This is a genomic window from Alteromonas sp. KUL49, from assembly GCF_006538345.1.
GTDB lineage: Bacteria > Pseudomonadota > Gammaproteobacteria > Enterobacterales > Alteromonadaceae > Alteromonas.
In genome coordinates this window covers 529,491-546,839 of sequence record NZ_BJKL01000002.1, presented here as the reverse complement: position 1 = coordinate 546,839, position 17,349 = coordinate 529,491, and the positions used below count along the sequence as shown (strand labels likewise).

At 44.3% G+C, this 17,349-nt stretch carries 19 protein-coding genes; 9 read left to right on the top strand and 10 right to left on the bottom strand.

What is annotated here, in order from left to right; translation table 11 throughout:
• The first annotated feature begins 115 nt into the window (after positions 1-115).
• Positions 116-502 (top strand): response regulator, encoded by a 387-nt coding sequence (locus EYS00_RS05570; RefSeq protein WP_130635558.1) that lies wholly within the window; start codon positions 116-118, stop codon positions 500-502.
• An 84-nt stretch (positions 503-586) separates the two neighbouring features.
• On the opposite strand, the gene arsB is transcribed toward EYS00_RS05570, so the two are convergent.
• The 5 genes from arsB to EYS00_RS05545 all read right to left on the bottom strand — a co-directional run bounded on the left by arsB (position 587) and on the right by EYS00_RS05545 (position 3,824).
• Positions 587-1,600 carry an ACR3 family arsenite efflux transporter gene (gene arsB, locus EYS00_RS05565; RefSeq protein WP_130635557.1) on the bottom strand — a complete coding sequence of 338 codons (1,014 nt, stop codon included), beginning with the start codon at positions 1,598-1,600 and terminating at the stop codon, positions 587-589.
• A gap of 11 nt (positions 1,601-1,611) precedes the next feature.
• Positions 1,612-2,325, bottom strand: coding sequence for an arsenical resistance protein ArsH (gene arsH / locus EYS00_RS05560; protein ID WP_130635556.1), 714 nt, complete (start codon positions 2,323-2,325; stop codon positions 1,612-1,614).
• Positions 2,325-2,795: an arsenate reductase ArsC gene (locus EYS00_RS05555; protein WP_130635555.1), complete on the bottom strand. Its 471-nt coding sequence runs from the start codon at positions 2,793-2,795 to the stop codon at positions 2,325-2,327. The genes arsH and EYS00_RS05555 overlap by 1 nt, the downstream gene beginning before the upstream one ends.
• Positions 2,796-2,823: 28 nt before the next feature.
• Positions 2,824-3,162 carry a metalloregulator ArsR/SmtB family transcription factor gene (locus EYS00_RS05550; protein ID WP_130635554.1) on the bottom strand — a complete coding sequence of 113 codons (339 nt, stop codon included), beginning with the start codon at positions 3,160-3,162 and terminating at the stop codon, positions 2,824-2,826.
• A 131-nt stretch (positions 3,163-3,293) separates the two neighbouring features.
• Positions 3,294-3,824: a protein tyrosine phosphatase family protein gene (locus EYS00_RS05545; RefSeq protein WP_130635553.1), complete on the bottom strand. Its 531-nt coding sequence runs from the start codon at positions 3,822-3,824 to the stop codon at positions 3,294-3,296.
• A 260-nt stretch (positions 3,825-4,084) separates the two neighbouring features.
• Here EYS00_RS05545 and EYS00_RS05540 point away from each other — a divergent pair, with 260 nt between their 5' ends.
• Positions 4,085-4,684, top strand: a complete 600-nt coding sequence (locus EYS00_RS05540) for a DUF642 domain-containing protein (protein WP_165399318.1) — start codon at positions 4,085-4,087, stop codon at positions 4,682-4,684.
• Positions 4,685-4,702: 18 nt separating this feature from the next.
• Here EYS00_RS05540 and EYS00_RS05535 read toward each other — a convergent pair whose 3' ends face one another.
• Positions 4,703-5,851: an S-(hydroxymethyl)glutathione dehydrogenase/class III alcohol dehydrogenase gene (locus EYS00_RS05535; RefSeq protein WP_130635551.1), complete on the bottom strand. Its 1,149-nt coding sequence runs from the start codon at positions 5,849-5,851 to the stop codon at positions 4,703-4,705.
• A 396-nt stretch (positions 5,852-6,247) separates the two neighbouring features.
• Between EYS00_RS05535 and thrA the strand changes: the two genes are divergently transcribed.
• Genes thrA through ung form a run of 4 tightly spaced genes read left to right on the top strand, consistent with a single transcriptional unit; the run spans position 6,248 to position 11,651 of the window.
• Complete coding sequence (gene thrA, locus EYS00_RS05530; protein WP_130635550.1) at positions 6,248-8,713, top strand: bifunctional aspartate kinase/homoserine dehydrogenase I; 2,466 nt, start codon at positions 6,248-6,250, stop codon at positions 8,711-8,713.
• An 11-nt stretch (positions 8,714-8,724) separates the two neighbouring features.
• Positions 8,725-9,681: a homoserine kinase gene (gene thrB / locus EYS00_RS05525; RefSeq protein WP_130635549.1), complete on the top strand. Its 957-nt coding sequence runs from the start codon at positions 8,725-8,727 to the stop codon at positions 9,679-9,681.
• Positions 9,682-9,708: 27 nt separating this feature from the next.
• Entirely contained in the window at positions 9,709-10,995 is a 1,287-nt protein-coding gene (gene thrC, locus EYS00_RS05520; RefSeq protein ID WP_130635548.1) for a threonine synthase, read from the top strand.
• Positions 10,992-11,651, top strand: a complete 660-nt coding sequence (gene ung, locus EYS00_RS05515) for a uracil-DNA glycosylase (protein WP_130635547.1) — start codon at positions 10,992-10,994, stop codon at positions 11,649-11,651. Before thrC ends, ung begins: the two co-directional genes overlap by 4 nt.
• Before the next feature lie 49 nt (positions 11,652-11,700).
• On the opposite strand, the gene EYS00_RS05510 is transcribed toward ung, so the two are convergent.
• The 3 genes from EYS00_RS05510 to tal all read right to left on the bottom strand — a co-directional run bounded on the left by EYS00_RS05510 (position 11,701) and on the right by tal (position 14,796).
• Positions 11,701-11,877: a DUF3545 family protein gene (locus EYS00_RS05510; RefSeq protein WP_013782890.1), complete on the bottom strand. Its 177-nt coding sequence runs from the start codon at positions 11,875-11,877 to the stop codon at positions 11,701-11,703.
• A gap of 287 nt (positions 11,878-12,164) precedes the next feature.
• Positions 12,165-13,814, bottom strand: coding sequence for a glucose-6-phosphate isomerase (gene pgi / locus EYS00_RS05505; RefSeq protein WP_130635546.1), 1,650 nt, complete (start codon positions 13,812-13,814; stop codon positions 12,165-12,167).
• 22 nt (positions 13,815-13,836) lie between these two features.
• Positions 13,837-14,796 carry a transaldolase gene (gene tal, locus EYS00_RS05500; protein ID WP_130635545.1) on the bottom strand — a complete coding sequence of 320 codons (960 nt, stop codon included), beginning with the start codon at positions 14,794-14,796 and terminating at the stop codon, positions 13,837-13,839.
• 286 nt (positions 14,797-15,082) lie between these two features.
• Here tal and yaaA point away from each other — a divergent pair, with 286 nt between their 5' ends.
• The 3 genes from yaaA (at position 15,083) to EYS00_RS05485 (ending at position 16,944) form a co-directional block, all read left to right on the top strand.
• Complete coding sequence (yaaA, locus tag EYS00_RS05495) at positions 15,083-15,859, top strand: peroxide stress protein YaaA (RefSeq protein ID WP_130635544.1); 777 nt, start codon at positions 15,083-15,085, stop codon at positions 15,857-15,859.
• A 43-nt stretch (positions 15,860-15,902) separates the two neighbouring features.
• The gene (locus tag EYS00_RS05490) at positions 15,903-16,532 is read left to right on the top strand and encodes a glutathione S-transferase family protein (RefSeq protein WP_130635543.1); all 630 of its coding nucleotides are present in this window, start codon (positions 15,903-15,905) and stop codon (positions 16,530-16,532) included.
• Between the two features lie 76 nt (positions 16,533-16,608).
• Positions 16,609-16,944 carry a VOC family protein gene (locus EYS00_RS05485; protein ID WP_130635542.1) on the top strand — a complete coding sequence of 112 codons (336 nt, stop codon included), beginning with the start codon at positions 16,609-16,611 and terminating at the stop codon, positions 16,942-16,944.
• A gap of 43 nt (positions 16,945-16,987) precedes the next feature.
• Here EYS00_RS05485 and EYS00_RS21255 read toward each other — a convergent pair whose 3' ends face one another.
• The gene (locus EYS00_RS21255; RefSeq protein WP_347400270.1) at positions 16,988-17,224 is read right to left on the bottom strand and encodes an Ig-like domain-containing protein; all 237 of its coding nucleotides are present in this window, start codon (positions 17,222-17,224) and stop codon (positions 16,988-16,990) included.
• Positions 17,225-17,349 lie beyond the last annotated feature (125 nt).

Below are 17,349 nucleotides of genomic sequence, written 5' to 3'. Positions count from 1 at the left end.
GTATATGCTCACCCAGTAAACTAGATTAGTTGTAAAACTGCTTTTCTTTATACTTTAGTGCAATATAATCAGAAGCATAGTGACCAATTATTAACACGTAAAACACTGCATTTTTATGAGCTACTCTGTACTTGTTTGTGACGACTCAACAATGGCGAGAAGAATGGCAAAACGCCATTTGCCTTCGGGATTCGCACACACCATTTTCGAGGCAACTAATGGCGTTGATGCGCTAGAGGTGCTGGCTCATAATCACGTAGATCTACTCATTCTCGATTTGACCATGCCGATTATGGATGGAGTTGCCGTTCTTGAAGAGATAAAGCTTCGAGGGATAAAGGCTTTTGTAGTGGTAGTTTCGGGTGATATACAGCCCGCAATGCAATCAAAGGTCATGAGTTTGGGAGCGTTAGGCTTCATTCCAAAACCACTAAAAACTCACCTGTTAAGTGACATTTTGACAAGCTACGGATTTATCCAGCCCCAACCTATGGTTGGATAATCTGAGCGAGCCCTTGCTATTTCAACTTGCACAGCAAGCGGCTCGTTTGGAGAGTAAAGTGTATGGTTTGAAAGTTAACTCGCCCTAATCAAACCAATGTCTTGTTTTATTCGCAAACCACACCAGTGACAACATTACGGGGACTTCCACCAACACGCCGACTACCGTAGCAAGCGCTGCACCACTGTGTAACCCAAATAACGCAATGGCAACGGCGACCGCTAATTCAAAGAAATTGGAGGTTCCTATCATACATGCAGGTGCTGCTACATTGTGAGGAAGCTTCATTTTCTTAGCGGCGAAATACGCTATGGCAAAGATTCCGTAGGTTTGAATAAGCAGTGGAATGGCTATAAGTACAATGTTCTGTGGCTGCTCAAGTATGGTATTGGCTTGAAGGGCGAAAAGAATAACTATTGTCAGTAATAGACCAAAAATTGAGAAGGGTTTAAGTCGTTCAACAAAGTGCGTGAGTTTTGCCTCACTGACTTTGGTGAAGCGTGCACGGGTGACCGCTCCTGCAACCAATGGAATGACCACATATAGCAATACAGATAGTAAAAGCGTATCCCAAGGAACACTGATATCGGTAACGCCCAACAATAAGCCGGTTAATGGGGCGAAGGCAAAAATCATAATGACATCGTTGATTGATACTTGGACTAGGGTGTAGTTAGCATCGCCTTTAGTGAGATGACTCCACACAAATACCATGGCTGTGCATGGCGCTACGCCTAACAAAATCATGCCAGCAATGTATTCAGTGGCGGTTTGTGGGTCGACCCAATCGGCAAAAATACCTTTGAAGAATAACCAGCCTAGTAGGGCCATGGTAAAAGGCTTTATCAGCCAATTGATCACCAAGGTTAGCACTATACCCTTGGGTTTTTTGCCCACATCTTTAATAGCTGAAAAGTCTATTTGAATCATCATTGGGTAAATCATTAGCCAAATCAATACAGCAATAACCAGATTTACGTGTGCAAATTCAAAATCAGCAATAGAGGTAAAGAGAGCCGGAAAGTAAACGCCTGCTCCTACACCTACAAGAATACACAATGCCACCCACACAGACAGGTAGCGCTCAAACAATCCCATGCGTGCTTTCCTTATTTTTTGTTGACGCGTTTACTAACTTCTTCAGCACTTTCTACTCTTTCAGAGTAGCGGTCGACGAGAAAGTCTTTATTATCGCGAGTTAATAAAGTGAATTTCACCAATTCTTCAACCACATCTACAATGCGGTTGTAATAGGGCGAAGGTTTCATTCGCCCATCTTCGTCAAACTCTAAAAAAGCCTTTGCCACAGAGGACTGATTGGGGATGGTTAGCATGCGCATCCAGCGGCCTAAAATGCGCATTTGATTAACGGCATTAAACGATTGCGAGCCGCCGCATACTTGCATTACCGCGAGTGTTTTGCCTTGCGTCGGGCGAATACCGCCTAGATTCAAAGGAACCCAATCGATCATACTCTTCATGATGCCAGTGATACTGCCGTGACGCTCTGGCGAGCACCAGACTTGACCTTCAGACCAAAGCATCGCTTCTCGCAATTCCTTTACTTTAGGATGACTTTCATCTTCGGTATCAGGCTGAGGAAGCCCTGTTGGGTCGAAAATTTTTGTCTCAGCACCAAAGTACTCTAGTAAACGAGCTGACTCTTCGATAACCAGACGGCTGTAGGAGCGCTCTCTCAAGGAACCATAAAGTAAAAGAATCTTTGGATTGTGAGCTGAACCTGTCGTCGCGAAATCATCACCTACGGGTTGATGCATTTGTGACATATCGAGGTTTGATGATGGTGTGATAGTGTCAGCCATTACAATGCTCCCAATAGTTTGAGGCGTGATTTGATCTCGTCAACAGACGCCTTTGATTCGGCGAGTTCTACTAATGCTGCAACCCGAGACTCGATGATGTCGATGGTGTTATTGAAAGCGAGTGCTTTTTCTTCCTCTGACCCTTCGAGCTTAGAGGGATCTTCTAAACCCCAGTGCAGCTTCAGTGATTTGCCAAAGTAGACAGGGCAAGTTTCGCCAGCGGCAGAGTCGCATACCGTGACCACGATATCCGGTGCATAGTCTTCAAATTCGTCCCAAGACTGGCTACTTAGACCTTCTGTGTTGTAGTTACGCGCCGCTAAGTATTTTAATGACAGCGGATGTACTTGCCCCACTGGTTGGCTACCAGCACTTCTGGCTTCTATGGCTGAACTAGTCGACTGATTTGTTACCGCCTCACAAAGAATACTTCTGCATCGGTTGTGTGTGCATATGTAGAGAATTTTCATTCTAAGAATTCCATCACTAATAAAAGAATTAATCACAGGTGGTGGCGCAACACAATTGAGAAAGTGCTTCGCCGAGATATTCACTATTGTTGTTAAGAGTTGTGTTCAAGACACTGGTGACCCAATGAGGCAGTGCGGGATTTAGGTGGTAATAAACCCATTTACCACGTCGCTCGTCGGTGACCAGTTGGCATGCGCGCAAGTCTGCCAAATGACGAGAAATTTTAGGCTGACTTAACTTAAGTGACTCGGTTAAATCACATACACACAGCGGGCCTTTTTCACTGAGTAAGAGTAAGGTTTTAAGCCGCGTGTCTTGTGCTAAACACTTAAACAGGGCGAGTGGTGATATGTCTATCTGATTCATGTGACCCCTCACTTCTATATGGCATGCAAGGGGTACTTGATGACATATATGATTTTTCATATGTGTTAAATCATATATGAAAAATCGTATATGTAAAGTGATGGATACGAAAAATGATGCGGCTTTACTACCTATTTAAACTCATAGTGGGCGAGTACATCCTCGATGTAACTTTGCCAAACTTCATTAGGTTGCCAGATATTAAGCATGGTCTGTTTTGCCTCAGCTTCAGGGATGCCAAGTTGCGTAACCTGATAAAGATAACTGAAGACCGCACCTCGCCAATTTAATCGACAGTGGGTCAGTGTGACGCCACCTTCCTGTGTGTTCATTTGCATTTGAGCAACGTAGAATTGAAAGTTCTCTATAGTGGGGTTTTCCCAATCCACAGGAATGTTTAAATAATTGAGGTCCAACTCTTCTAAAAGCATTCGCTCTTCTGTGCGATCGTCTGGGATAAGGTCAATCACATGAGTCAATCCAGAAGCCTTTAATAATTCAAAGTGCTCTCGTTCAGGGAGGCCTGCACTCATTGTTGTGTCGCTTAACACGGTATAGTTTTTTAGGGTAGACATGGGGTCGGAGTTTACGTTGTTCGCCTCTTGCGCATTGAGTGATGCAGTTAGCGCAGTTAAAAGCATCAGTGTTAGCCAAGTTTTCATGTGTTTTACTTCCTTATTTCAGAGTAGATGCTAATAAAAAATCTCAGAAAACGGTTCTCTTTTAGAGATAGATACTATTTCTAAGCGTATATTTATAGCATTTTCAATACGTTAAAAAACAAGTTTTAGCGTTATTACATAGTATAATTTTCATTCGCTCACAAAACACTATACTTCGCGGAATGACATTGACTCTTGAGGCATATATGCGTTTGAAATTTTCTCTCACTTTTCTTCTTTTGTTATTTTTTTCGACGAATGTGATAGCAAATATTATTCAAACTACAGTAACCGCGAATGAATTGGTTAACGGTGGATTTGAAGATAATAATGTCGCCAATGGAGGCTGGATGTGGACATCTTCCGACAATGTAAACGGCTGGGATGGGAGCAATATTGAGGTATGGAATAACCTCTTCGGTTTTGGTGCATTCGAGGGTACCAACTACATAGAGCTCAACGCGCATGGTAGTGGAAAAAGCTATTCGATTTATCAGTCCTTTTACACGGATGCAGGTGCCATCTATGATCTCAGCTTTGCTTATGCAGCAAGAAGAAGCACGAATGAGGCTTTTTCTGTTGAAGTGATTAATGAACTAGGAGATTCCATACTGAGTGTAGAAATTAACGACCACTCGATAAAGCAATGGCAGTTGTATCAAACCCAGTTTATTGCCAATAGTGCACTTACAACATTACGCTTATCGACAATCTCTCTCGGCACGCTTGGTAACCTAATTGACAATATTACGGTGGTTTCCCGTGAGTTTTTAGTACAGCAGGTATCTATTTCTGGAACGGGATGCGTTTTCATTTTTGCTTCGATGCTCGTATTATTCAGAAGAAAGCAGCGCCCTTGAGCGCTGCTTGCCAATAGGCTACTTGTTCATGTGAACTACTGAACGAATGCTCTCGCCCTCATGCATGAGAGTAAAGGCGTTGTTGATGTCCTCTAAGCCCATGGTGTGCGTGATAAATTCTTGCAGACCAAAATCACCATTCAGATATTGCTCGACAATACCCGGAAGTTCAGAGCGACCTTTCACTCCACCGAAAGCTGTGCCGCGCCATACTCTTCCTGTCACCAGCTGAAACGGACGCGTTGAAATTTCTTGTCCAGCACCAGCTACGCCGATGATCACTGATTCACCCCAGCCTTTGTGGCAGCATTCAAGAGCAGAACGCATTACATCAACATTGCCGATACACTCGAAAGAATAGTCTACGCCACCGTCGGTGAGTTCAACAATGACATCCTGTATCGGTTTATCATGGTCTTGGGGGTTGATAACATCAGTGGCACCAAGTTGTTTTGCTAAGTCAAACTTACTCGTATTGATATCGACACCGATAATGCGGCCAGCCTTCGCCATTCGAGCGCCTATAATAGCAGAAAGCCCGATACCACCGAGCCCGAAAATAGCTACCGTATCACCAGGTTGCACTTTTGCTGTATTAAGTACAGCGCCCATGCCAGTGGTTACACCACAACCAAGCAAGCACACTTCTTCAAGGGGCGCATCCTTATTGACTTTAGCTAAAGAAATCTCTGGTAATACCGTATATTCGGAAAATGTAGAACACCCCATGTAGTGGTAAATGGGTTTCCCGTCGATTGAGAAACGACTGGTACCATCTGGCATGAGTCCTTTGCCCTGAGTGGCTCTTACCGCTTGGCATAGATTGGTTTTGCCCGATGTACAGAATTTGCATTCACCGCATTCTGCCGTATAGAGGGGGATCACATGGTCTCCAACTTCTACGCTGGTAACTCCTTCTCCAACCATTTCCACGATACCACCCCCTTCATGTCCGAGAATGGATGGGAATACACCTTCTGGGTCTTCACCCGATAGTGTAAAAGCATCTGTATGGCATACGCCGCTGGCAACTATGCGTATGAGAACCTCGCCTTCTTTTGGCAATTCTACATCTACCGTTTCCATACTGAGCGGCTTGTCAGCAGACCAGGCAACAGCGGCTTTTGATTTAATATGAGTTTGTCCGTCTTTTAACGATAGTGGCATAGCCGATACCTTTTTAGTAAGAATGAATTGCGTGTAAATATAGTCTAAAAATCAATTGCTTTGCACATTGTTAACAAAATTTATTTTTAATGTCTCTGTTTTAGAAATGACTTTTGTTTAATGTTGCAAAAAGTGAAATACAGTGTGGTGAAAACTGCGGTTGACAGATAGACGTCTATACGGCAAATTGGACGCATGAAAATGATTGTAATGATTCGCACCACCACCATGCTGATTACCACCTTAACAAGGGCGGTCGCTGACTAGTGCGAGAAAGCAAAAGACAACGAAAGCCCGCCCTCACAGAGAGCGGGCTTTTTTTTACTCGAATTACCTACATGCTCGCTTCGTGCATTGGTAACCGAGTAAATCGAAGGAACATTTAAGGAGCAGCATATGAAAGTCTTAAAGTTTGGGGGATCTTCCCTTGCCGATGCACCACGTTACCTACGCGTAACGGATATTAGTACGGCAACCCACCAAACCGATGGCGCGGCAGTTGTGCTATCTGCACCTAAAGGCGTAACGAACGCACTTTCACTATTGTGTGAACAAGCCGCTGCTGGCGAGGATTTCGCACCTCTTTTCACTAAACTTTCAGATACCTTGAATGGCATTGCCGCTGAGTTGAATAATCAACTAGATGGATTCGAGTTTGACCACGTTTCAGGCTTCATTGAAGAGCGCCTTGCGCTGCTAAAACAGCATTTAGACGGTATTACTTTGTTAGGTGTAGCGCCAGACGCTGTATCTGCAGGTATTCTGAGTGTGGGCGAATATGTATCGGTCACTTTGTTTAGTGCGATTTTAACGTCTAAGGGTATTACTAACCGCATTATCGACCCTGTCACCTACATATTGGCCGAAGGCGAATACCTAGATAGCATTGCAGATGTTGCACTCAGCAAAGCACGCTTTACTGATGTTCCGTCAGACGGCAGTGAGCTGTTAATCATGCCCGGTTTTGTTGCCGCCAATGACGAGGGTGAAAAAGTTACTCTAGGACGCAACGGTTCAGATTATTCAGCTGCCATACTTGCTGCTTGTATAGACGCAAAATGTTGCGAGATATGGACTGATGTAGATGGTGTTTACAATGCTGACCCAAATCAAGTAGAAGGCGCCGTATTACTTGATAAATTGACTTATCAAGAAGCGATGGAACTGTCGTATTTTGGAGCGAAAGTACTTCATCCAAAAACTATCGGACCCATCGCCCAACACCACATTCCGTGTTTGATTAGAAATACCCTCAACCCTGCTGCACCGGGTACGCTTATCAGTAATGAAAAAAGTGAAACTTGGACATCGGTTAAAGGTATATCTCAGTTAGACGACGTGACTATGTTCAATGTGGCTGGTCCAGGGTTAAAAGGTATGGTGGGAATGGCAAGTCGTGTATTCGAAGTGATGTCGAATGCCAACATTTCTATCAGTCTAATTACCCAATCATCCTCTGAATATTCCATTAGTTTCTGTATTCAAAGCAAAGATGCGAATCGCGCATTAACTTTGCTGGAAGATGCCTTTGCTCTGGAGCTGCAAAATCAGCTGCTTGATCCTATTGAAGTGCGTCACGATCTCGCTATTGTCACTTTAGTGGGTGATGGTATGAGACAAACCAAGGGCCTAGCGGCACGTTTCTTCAATTCGTTAGCACAAGCCCGTGTCAACAACGTAGCCATCGCCCAAGGCTCTTCAGAGCGCTCAATTTCAACAGTGATCGAAAGCCAACGTGCAAAGAAAGCGGTAAAAGTTATTCACCAAAATTTCTTCTCAAATCGACACACTATTGACGTGTTTCTTGTGGGATGCGGCACAGTGGGCGCAGAGCTTCTCAGTCAAATATCCAAACAGCAATCTAAGTTGTTAGAACGGGATATTCAGGTACGTGTTTACGGTATCGCGAATAGTAGGAAGCTACTGTTGAACAGTAGTGGAATTGATTTAGACAGTGATTGGAACGCAGCGCTTAATTCTGCTAGTGAGAGTTTGAGCATTGAGCGTTTACAGCAGTTTGTGAATGACAACAGTCTAGTGAATCCTGTTATTGTCGATTGCACAAGCCATGATGGTGTTGCTAAGCAGTATGTGGATATGATGGAGCGCGGGTTCCACGTGGTAACGCCAAACAAAAAGGCAAACACCAGTGATCTAACGTATTACCGAGAGTTAAAAACCACAGCACAAAGTACTAATCGCCAGTATTTGTATGAAACTACCGTCGGCGCTGGTCTACCGGTTATTGATAACTTGCAAAAGCTTTTTAGTGCTGGTGACGTGCTGCATAGATTTGAAGGTATTCTTTCAGGAAGCCTTTCTTATGTGTTTGGTAAGTTGGAAGAAGGTATGAGTTTGTCAGAAGCAACCTCATCAGCTAAAGCTAACGGCTTTACAGAACCAGATCCCCGCGATGATTTAAGCGGTATGGATGTGGCACGAAAACTACTTATCATGGCTCGTGAAGCCGACCTTGAGCTTGAACTTTCAGATATAGAAATCGAATCTGTGCTACCAGAGGGCTTTGCCACAGAATGCTCAATTGATGAGTTTATGACTCAACTGCCATCCCTAGATGAAGCTTTCTCTAAGCGAGTAGAAGAGGCTAAAGCTAGAGGTGAAGTGCTTAGGTACATTGGCAGCATTGAAGGTTCAAAATGTAAGGTAAGCATTCAGTCAGTGCCTGCATCAAATCCTTTGTCTCAAGTGAAGGACGGTGAAAATGCGCTGGCTATTAGCAGTGACTATTATCAACCTATCCCTTATGTGATCCGCGGTTATGGGGCTGGAGCTACAGTGACGGCGGCAGGTGTATTTGCCGATGTACTGCGCACTATGCCTTGGAAACAAGTGGTTAGCTAGAGGACGCTGTGATGAAAAAAATTCGCGCGTTCGCGCCGGCCTCGATAGGCAATGTTAGCTTGGGATTTGATGTATTAGGTGCAGCGCTTGCCCCAGTAGACGGCACCCGCTTGGGTGATGAAGTTGATATAGCATCAGCAGATGAGTTCTCCTTGTCTTGCGTTGGTGCATTTGCACACAAGTTGCCTGGCGATGCGGACAGCAACATAGTGACTAAGTGTTATCACTATTTTTGTGAACAAATGGTCAAGCAGGGTCTAGAAACTTCGCCAGTGGCAATGACCCTTCATAAGAACTTACCCATAGGTAGTGGTCTTGGCTCGAGTGCTAGCTCAATTGTTGCTGCACTTGCTGGTTTGAATAGCTTTTTTGACTCTCCCTTCGACGAAGATACCTTGTTGGGAATGATGGGTGAGCTAGAAGGTCAGATTAGTGGCAGCATTCACTACGATAACGTAGCTCCGTGCTATCAAGGTGGCATGACTCTTATGACAGGTGACACCTCTCCCGTGACTATGTCATTACCTTTGGTTGATCATTGGTACTACACTATTTGTTACTCTGGTATTAGCGTTTCTACGGCGGCTGCGAGAGATATTTTACCCAAGCAAGTCGATATGGCGACGGCGTTAACCTTCGGACGCCAGCTCGGAGTTTTTGTGCATGCACTACATACTGGTCAACACGAAAGCGCTGCGAAGGTAATGCAAGACGTTATTGCAGAGCCTTACAGAAAGTCATTGTTACCTGGTTTTGATGACGCAAGAGCGTTTTGTACAAATCAAGGGGCCTTGGCTTTTGGAATTTCTGGTTCTGGCCCAACAGTATTTGCGGTGAGTGATAATTTAGACAGTGCACAGGCAATCGCAAGTTATCTAGACGAACATTATATTCAGAATGAAGATGGCTTTAGCCATGTGTGTAAGATTCCCGCAGAGGGAACGTTAACGTCAGAGCTTTCTGACTAGCGACACAAGTTTTAAGAGGTAAAAGTAGTGGAATTAGTAAATTTAAAAGATCCTCAAGATCAAGCCTCATTTGCCCAAGCAGTAAAGCGTGGCCTAGGTAAACAACAAGGGTTGTATTTTCCAACCAATATTCCAAAACTGGACAACATCGATGACGTGCTAGCCATGCCGTTTGTTGAGCGCAGTATTACTGTGCTTCGCGCCCTCATTGGTGATGAGCTTAACAATGGCGAGCTAGAGCAAATCGTCGAAACCGCATTCGCGTTTGGGGCACCTGTAGAGAAGGTGACAGATGACGTATACACCCTTGAGCTTTTCCATGGACCAACGTTAGCGTTTAAAGATTTTGGCGGCCGTTTTATGGCGCAAACACTGTCTGGAATTAGCGAAGGGCAACCTGTAACTATTCTTACAGCAACGTCAGGTGATACGGGGGCTGCGGTAGCTCATGCCTTCCATGGTATCGACAATATCAACGTGGTCATTTTGTTCCCCAAAGGCAAAATCAGTGCCTTGCAAGAAAAGTTGTTTACTACCCTTGGTGGTAATATACATACCGTCGCTATCGAATCAGACTTCGATGCCTGCCAAGCCTTGGTGAAAACCGCATTTGATGACCCAGATGTACGTGAAGGTCTTCACCTAAACTCTGCCAACTCCATCAACATTAGTCGTTTGTTGGCGCAAGTGTGTTACTACTTTGAGGCAATGAGCCAATTACCTGCTGACAAACGCGACCAATTAGTGGTGTCTGTGCCTAGTGGTAACTTTGGTAACTTGACGGCGGGTATGATTGCCAAAGCCATGGGTCTACCTATTAAGCGTTTCATCGCGGCAACTAACCTCAATGATACCGTTCCACGCTATCTGAAAACTGGCGAGTGGGCACCTAATGCTACTGTTGCGACCATGTCTAATGCAATGGATGTGAGTCAACCGAACAACTGGCCTCGTATTGAAGCACTAATCGAGCAAGGCTACATTGATAAAGGGTGCTTGAAAGGCGAGATGGTAGACGAGGAATATACTCAGTTAGCTATGAGACAACTCGCTCAGTTGGGTTATACCAGTGAGCCTCATGCTGCTATTGCTTATCGTGCGGTAAGCCACGATCTAGAGCCTGGTGAAATTGGTTTATTCTTGGGGACCGCGCATCCCGCGAAATTCCGTGAAACCGTAGAAAACGTACTTGGTAACCCTATTAGCTTGCCAAAAGCATTGGCAGATGTTGCTGGTGAAGACAGCCTAGCTATTGATTTACCTGCGTCATATGATGCGCTCAAGCAACATATGATTTCTTTGCTAAAAGCATGATCACTTGGGATGATGTGTTAACGTCTGAAAGAGAAAAGCCTTACTTTCAGTCGTTAATGCAAAAAGTGGAAGCGTCTAGAGCGGCGGGGAACAATGTATACCCGCCGTCGTCAGATGTTTTTAACGCCCTATCTATTACCTCCTTGTCTGACGTAAAAGTTGTGATATTGGGACAAGACCCTTATCACGGTCCCCGTCAAGCTCACGGTTTGTGCTTTTCAGTTCTACCCGATGTGAAAACGCCACCGTCTCTTGTCAACATCTATAAAGAGCTCGCCAATGATATTGACGGGTTTGCCATTCCGGAACACGGAACACTGACCAAATGGGCTGAACAAGGGGTATTGTTACTTAATACAGTACTTACAGTAGAGCAGGGCAAAGCACATAGTCATGCTAAATGGGGATGGGAGACGTTTACCGATAGCGTCATAAACGCCGTTAACCAGCATTGCTCGAACGTGGTCTTTTTACTTTGGGGAGCACACGCACAAAAAAAAGGTGCTTCGCTAGATACCAGCAAGCATTTAGTGTTAAGCGCACCTCATCCCTCTCCACTGTCTGCTCATCGCGGTTTTTTCGGATGTAAGCATTTTAGTGAAGCGAATGACTACCTAGCCAAAAAAGGTATGACTACCATTGATTGGCAAGTATAGTTAGCTGAAAAGTAAAAAGGCTGCTTGGTAAAACCAAGCAGCCTTTTTATTATCTTTCTAGCGTCTCTAGTTCGTATTCGAACCCACAATCGAGTTCTGAGAGCTCTTTTTCAAGTTTGAAGCGATCTTGCAGTGCTTCAATCTCCCTCCACTTCCGCTTTTTGCTTTTTGTTTTCGCTGGGCTTGCTTCGATGTCTAGCATGGCAAATAGATCTGACTTGTCCACGAGGATCTCCTTTTTATTACCACTTACAACAGTACAGAGCGTTTGTTTTAATTTCCCTCTGTACAATTTTGTATCACAGCCACGATGAAAATAAAACAGGTTTGTTTACCTTTTATTAACACTTAGTGACGATACGATGACAACGTAAGGTTCGTGAGGACAACAGCTAATTGAAGCAATATGTTCTGTCGTTAGTGTCTTCTTAAAACAAAAAACGGCCAGCGTAAAGCATGACCGTTCTGTGCGTTTTTGCACCATTCTAGCGAATTTTTAACCGCTAGCATTCCTTATTTTGGTGCATTAGCTGCTCTGAAGCGGGCGATTAAATCTTGTGTAGATGCGTCGAATGACGATTTTTCAGCATCTCCATTAATGCCTGCAAGCACTTGATTTCCTAGTGCTTTACCTAACTCTACGCCCCATTGGTCGAACGAGTTTAGGTCCCAGATAACGCCTTGAACGAATACCTTATGCTCATACATTGCAACCAACGCGCCAAGAGTGCGAGGTGTTAGTGAATCGAATAAAATAGTATTACTTGGTTTGTTACCCGGCATGGTTTTGTGAGCAGCTAAACGTTTGCGTTCAGCGTCGTCTAGCCCTTTACCTTCCAGGTCTGCATAACAGTCTTCGAAAGACTTACCTTGCATCAGGGCTTGAGTCTGACCAAAACAATTGGAGGCTAGCATAGCGTGATGGGTGTCATTTTGGTTCGGGACATTTAGTGGCAGCATGAAATCGGCGGGTATTACACCAGAGCCTTGGTGAATTAGCTGGTGGAAACTGTGTTGACCGTTAGTGCCTTCACTTCCCCAGATGATTGGGCCTGTGGGGTAATCTACAGCGCTACCATCATGGGTTACTTCTTTACCGTTACTCTCCATATCAAGCTGCTGGACATAGGCCGGTAAGCCTCTCAGGTAATGATAATACGGAAGCATCACGTGTGATTGAGCATCGAAGAAATTGCGATACCACACACCAAGCATAGCCAAAATAACTGGGAGGTTTTCTTCCAAAGGTGCCTCACAGAAATGCTTGTCCATGTCGTGTGCGCCTTCAAGAAGCCCTTTGAAGTTCTCAAAACCCAACGCAAGCGAGATAGGTAGTCCAATAGCAGACCAAAGTGAATAACGACCGCCAACCCAATCCCACATGGGAAAGATATTGCTTTCGTCGATACCAAACTCGGTGGCAGCTTTCACGTTCGATGAAACCGCAACAAAATGCTTGGCTATATCTTCTTGTGTTCCACCTTGGGAAAGGAACCATTCTTTTGCTGAAATGGTATTTTGAAGTGTTTCTTGAGTGGTAAATGACTTTGAAGACATTACGATCAATGTGTCTTCATGATCTCTTTTACTCAGTACGTCATGAATGTGGCAACCATCAACGTTTGCGACAAAATGCACATCTACTGCAGCAGATTTACAAGGAAGCAGTGCCTCAGTCATGATTTTTGGACCAAGGAATGAGCCACCTATCCCTATCGCAACAATATGTTTGATAGCTTTTCCTGTGTAACCTTTATGCTCGCCTGAATGAATACTTTCAGTAAAGGCTTTAATTTTACCAAGGGTTGCTTGCACTTCAGGCATTACATCTTCACCGTCAACAACGACCTGTGAACCCGAGAAGTTTCTCAAGGCTGTGTGTAAAACAGCGCGTTTTTCGGTGTCATTAATGATGTCACCTGAGAACATTGCCACTCGATGTTTCTCAACACCACAGGATTTGGCAAGGTCAAATAGGGCTGATAATACGTCTTGAGTTACTCGGTTTTTCGAGTAGTCCAAAAACAAACCGCAAGCTTCAAGTTGCATTTGCGTTGCGCGAGAAGGATCGGCGACAAACCAATCTCTCATATGCTCAGATTTTACGCCTTCTGCTAAATCTTTCAGCGTTTGCCATTGCGGTAAAGATGTAAGTGCACTCATGGTGTACTGGTCCTTGAATTAATTATGCTTGTAACTTTTCTTTAAGTAGCGTTTCTAGTTTGTCCTGATCCGCTGCAAAATTACGAATACCTTCTGACAACTTCTCTGTTGCCATAGCGTCTTGGTTCATATCCCAACGGAACTCTGCTTCAGTTAACTTATCACCCGGTGCTTGAGTTGCGCCTTCATCAACAAGTTTTACTTCAAGTTCACCTGGCTCATTGGCCAATTCTTCAAGCAGTTGAGGGCTGATAGTTAAACGGTCACAACCTGCTAGCGCTTGGATTTCACCGATATTACGGAAACTCGCACCCATAACGACAGTCTTGTAGCCGTGCGCTTTGTAGTAGTTGTAAATACTGGTCACAGATACAACACCCGGATCTTCCTCTGGCGCATATTCAGTCTTGCCAGTCGCTTTCTTGTACCAATCAAGAATTCGACCAACAAACGGTGAAATTAGATACACACCAGCCTCTGCACACGCTCGCGCTTGGGCAAAGCTGAACAACAACGTAAGGTTACAGTTGATGCCTTGTTCTTCTAATTCCTTCGCCGCTTGAATACCTTCCCAGGTTGACGCAATTTTGATAAGAATTCGCGACTTATCGATGCCAGCAGCTTCGTATAGGGCTACTAAACGGTGTGCCTTCTCGATAGTTGCTGCTTTATCAAATGATAAACGAGCATCAACCTCTGTAGAAATTCGACCAGGGATAGTACCTGAAATTTCCTTGCCGATGGCTACAGCAAGTTTGTCTGCCGCGTCTGTAAGTTGTTGCTCTGAGTCAGAGGACTGAGATTTAGCCCAGCTCACTGCATCGTCGATAAGGCTTGCATATTGCGGAAGCCCTGCAGCTTTTAGCAGAAGTGAAGGGTTAGTGGTGGCATCTACCGGTTGATACTTTTTAATAGCATCGATGTCGCCGGTGTCGGCAACAACGGTTGTGATTTCACGTAGTGAAGCTAATTGATTGCTCATAATTTTCTCTAATTGAATTAAGTTATATTGTGCGGTTTAGCCAGGCATTAAAACGCACTTATCAGTCTTTGTTTACTGTGTTTAACAAACAGTATTTAGAAAGGGTAATCACTTGGAGACATAGGCTATTTATACCAAACCCACATGACAATTTATAGCCTACACATAAGAAATCCGAGCCTAATCGACAAAGTCTTTTAGGTTAATCGTTTTCTTTTCATCACCTTGGCATTTTTAAGCGTTTAACCAGTGTTATACTGCGGTTAACAATCGATGAGGAGTTAAAATGTTAGTCGTTGTATCACCAGCTAAAAACCTTGATTATGAAACTGCAATCCCGGTCTCAGAACACACGCAACCCGCATTGTTAAGCAACGCAGAACAGCTGGTGGAAACCTGCCGTACTTTGTCGCCTGCTGACCTCTCATCCTTGATGAGTATCAGTGATAAGCTTGCTACGCTCAACGCTAACAGATTTACGGAATTTTCTACGCCATTTACGAAAGATAACGCACGTCAAGCACTCTACGCATTTAATGGTGATGTTTATACCGGACTCGATGCTTACACCTTGAGCGAGGCAGATGTGATCTATGCTCAAACCCACTTGCGCATACTATCAGGGCTTTACGGTGTATTGCGCCCACTCGATCTTATGCAAGCGTATCGATTGGAAATGGGTACAAAATTAGCCAACGCAAACGGTAAGGATTTGTATCAATATTGGGGCGAAACCATCACAGAAAATCTCAACGCTGCTTTAGCAGAGCAGGGTGACAATGTGCTTGTTAATCTGGCATCCAATGAGTATTTCAAGTCAGTTAAGAAAAAGTCACTCGATGGCATGATTATCACACCTGTCTTTAAAGACTACAAAAACGGACAGTTTAAAATCATTAGCTTTTTTGCAAAGAAAGCTAGGGGACTGATGGCGCGTTATGTCATAGAAAATCGAGTCAAAGATGTAGATGGACTCAAGGCATTTGACTCCGCTGGTTACACGTACAGTGAAGAGCAAAGTTCGTCCACTGAAATGGTATTTTTGCGCAAAGTAGAAGATTAAATTGTTAAATAATGCTGTTCGCTTGAGTAATAAGGAATTTAATATGTATACATTGTACGGGTATCCTCGAACGCGGTCTGTGCGTGTGGCATGGGCGTTGGAAGAGATAGGTATACCCTATTCATATCATGCTGTTAATCTCAAAGCTGGCGAACACTTCTCAGAAGGATTCCGCAAGATTAACCCTGCTGGTAAAATACCGGCCTTGTTGACCAGTGAAGGCACACTCTCTGAATCCGCAGCAATTTTAACCTTTTTGGCAGACAAACATGGCCTTCAAGAGTTTATCCCAGCGCCGGGTTCCTTCTCTCGAGGTTTGTACGAGCAAACGATGAGCTTTTTAGTTACCGAGCTTGAACAACCACTGTGGGCCATTGCCAAACATACGTTCGCACTGCCGGCCGAAAAAAGGCTACCTGAGGTTATTGATGTTGCTCAATGGGAGTTTAACCGAGCGCTCAGTGTCTTCTCAACGATGCTCGGCGCTAATACTTTTCTAGTAGATAACAGCTTTAGTATGGTCGATGTGGTAGCCGGACACATCCTGTCATGGGCTCGCGCCAGTAAGCTAGATATAACGCACGATAATGTAGCTTCGTATGCAGATATCGTACTTTCTCGCGAGGCATACGAAAGAGCTTGGCGAAAAGAAGTTGCTCATTTGTCAGAGTAATAAAAATTTAGCGTGACCAAGGACTTCTGGTCTATTACAGTATATTTTTTGTTCATGTGAACGTGAGGAATCTGTAATGGAACTTGGATTGTTTTCCCTTAGTTTAGCAGTAAGGGACATTGTTGAATCGAAAAAATTCTATGAAACTCTCGGATTCAACGCTATGCCGTCCTGCGGCTCGGTTGAAGAAAAGTGGGTCATTATGAAGCACGGTCAAACCATGATTGGTTTGTTCGAAGGAATGTTTGAAGATAATATCTTAACATTCAACCCATCTGATGTACGTGCTGTAGAAGCGCATTTAAAAGACAATGGAATTGAAATCGAAGTGCCTGTGAAAGGGGAGAGCGGTTCGGGCCACTGCATCGTGAAGGATCCCGACGGTAACACTATCATGCTAGACCAGTTTTAGTGTGTTAGAAGTAGCGGCACCGCAAAGTGCCGCCTTTCACTTGTTAATTAACGTTGACGACAAGCGTATCTGTTTTACCCAAGTTCTTGGTTTTAACAGTGATTATCGCTGTGCCGCTATTACGAGCAGTAATTACTCCCGAACTATTCACCGTCGCAACACTCGTATTGTTTGACGAGAATGTCACGTTTTTATTAGTGGCACAGGCGGGAAGTACAGTGTAAGAAACTTGTCTTGTGCTGCCTTTTGCCATGCTGAAGTTTGTCGCAGATAGTGACACGCTATTCACCGCGACAAAGCTTCCATCACAGGTAGGCTCAGTGGGTGTAGGTTCGTCTGGCGTATCATTGCCTGAATTTCCACCACTATCACCACCGTCAGTGTTACCTCCTCCTTGTGTCGACG

Coding starts and splice junctions, on each gene's coding strand:
- EYS00_RS05570 (WP_130635558.1), top strand. CDS start 116: ATGAGCTACTCTGTACTTGTTTGTGACGACTCAACAATGGCGAGAAGA.
- arsB (WP_130635557.1), bottom strand. CDS start 1,600: ATGGGATTGTTTGAGCGCTACCTGTCTGTGTGGGTGGCATTGTGTATT.
- arsH (WP_130635556.1), bottom strand. CDS start 2,325: ATGGCTGACACTATCACACCATCATCAAACCTCGATATGTCACAAATG.
- EYS00_RS05555 (WP_130635555.1), bottom strand. CDS start 2,795: ATGAAAATTCTCTACATATGCACACACAACCGATGCAGAAGTATTCTT.
- EYS00_RS05550 (WP_130635554.1), bottom strand. CDS start 3,162: ATGAATCAGATAGACATATCACCACTCGCCCTGTTTAAGTGTTTAGCA.
- EYS00_RS05545 (WP_130635553.1), bottom strand. CDS start 3,824: ATGAAAACTTGGCTAACACTGATGCTTTTAACTGCGCTAACTGCATCA.
- EYS00_RS05535 (WP_130635551.1), bottom strand. CDS start 5,851: ATGCCACTATCGTTAAAAGACGGACAAACTCATATTAAATCAAAAGCC.
- thrA (WP_130635550.1), top strand. CDS start 6,248: ATGAAAGTCTTAAAGTTTGGGGGATCTTCCCTTGCCGATGCACCACGT.
- thrB (WP_130635549.1), top strand. CDS start 8,725: ATGAAAAAAATTCGCGCGTTCGCGCCGGCCTCGATAGGCAATGTTAGC.
- ung (WP_130635547.1), top strand. CDS start 10,992: ATGATCACTTGGGATGATGTGTTAACGTCTGAAAGAGAAAAGCCTTAC.
- pgi (WP_130635546.1), bottom strand. CDS start 13,814: ATGAGTGCACTTACATCTTTACCGCAATGGCAAACGCTGAAAGATTTA.
- tal (WP_130635545.1), bottom strand. CDS start 14,796: ATGAGCAATCAATTAGCTTCACTACGTGAAATCACAACCGTTGTTGCC.
- yaaA (WP_130635544.1), top strand. CDS start 15,083: ATGTTAGTCGTTGTATCACCAGCTAAAAACCTTGATTATGAAACTGCA.
- EYS00_RS05490 (WP_130635543.1), top strand. CDS start 15,903: ATGTATACATTGTACGGGTATCCTCGAACGCGGTCTGTGCGTGTGGCA.
- EYS00_RS05485 (WP_130635542.1), top strand. CDS start 16,609: ATGGAACTTGGATTGTTTTCCCTTAGTTTAGCAGTAAGGGACATTGTT.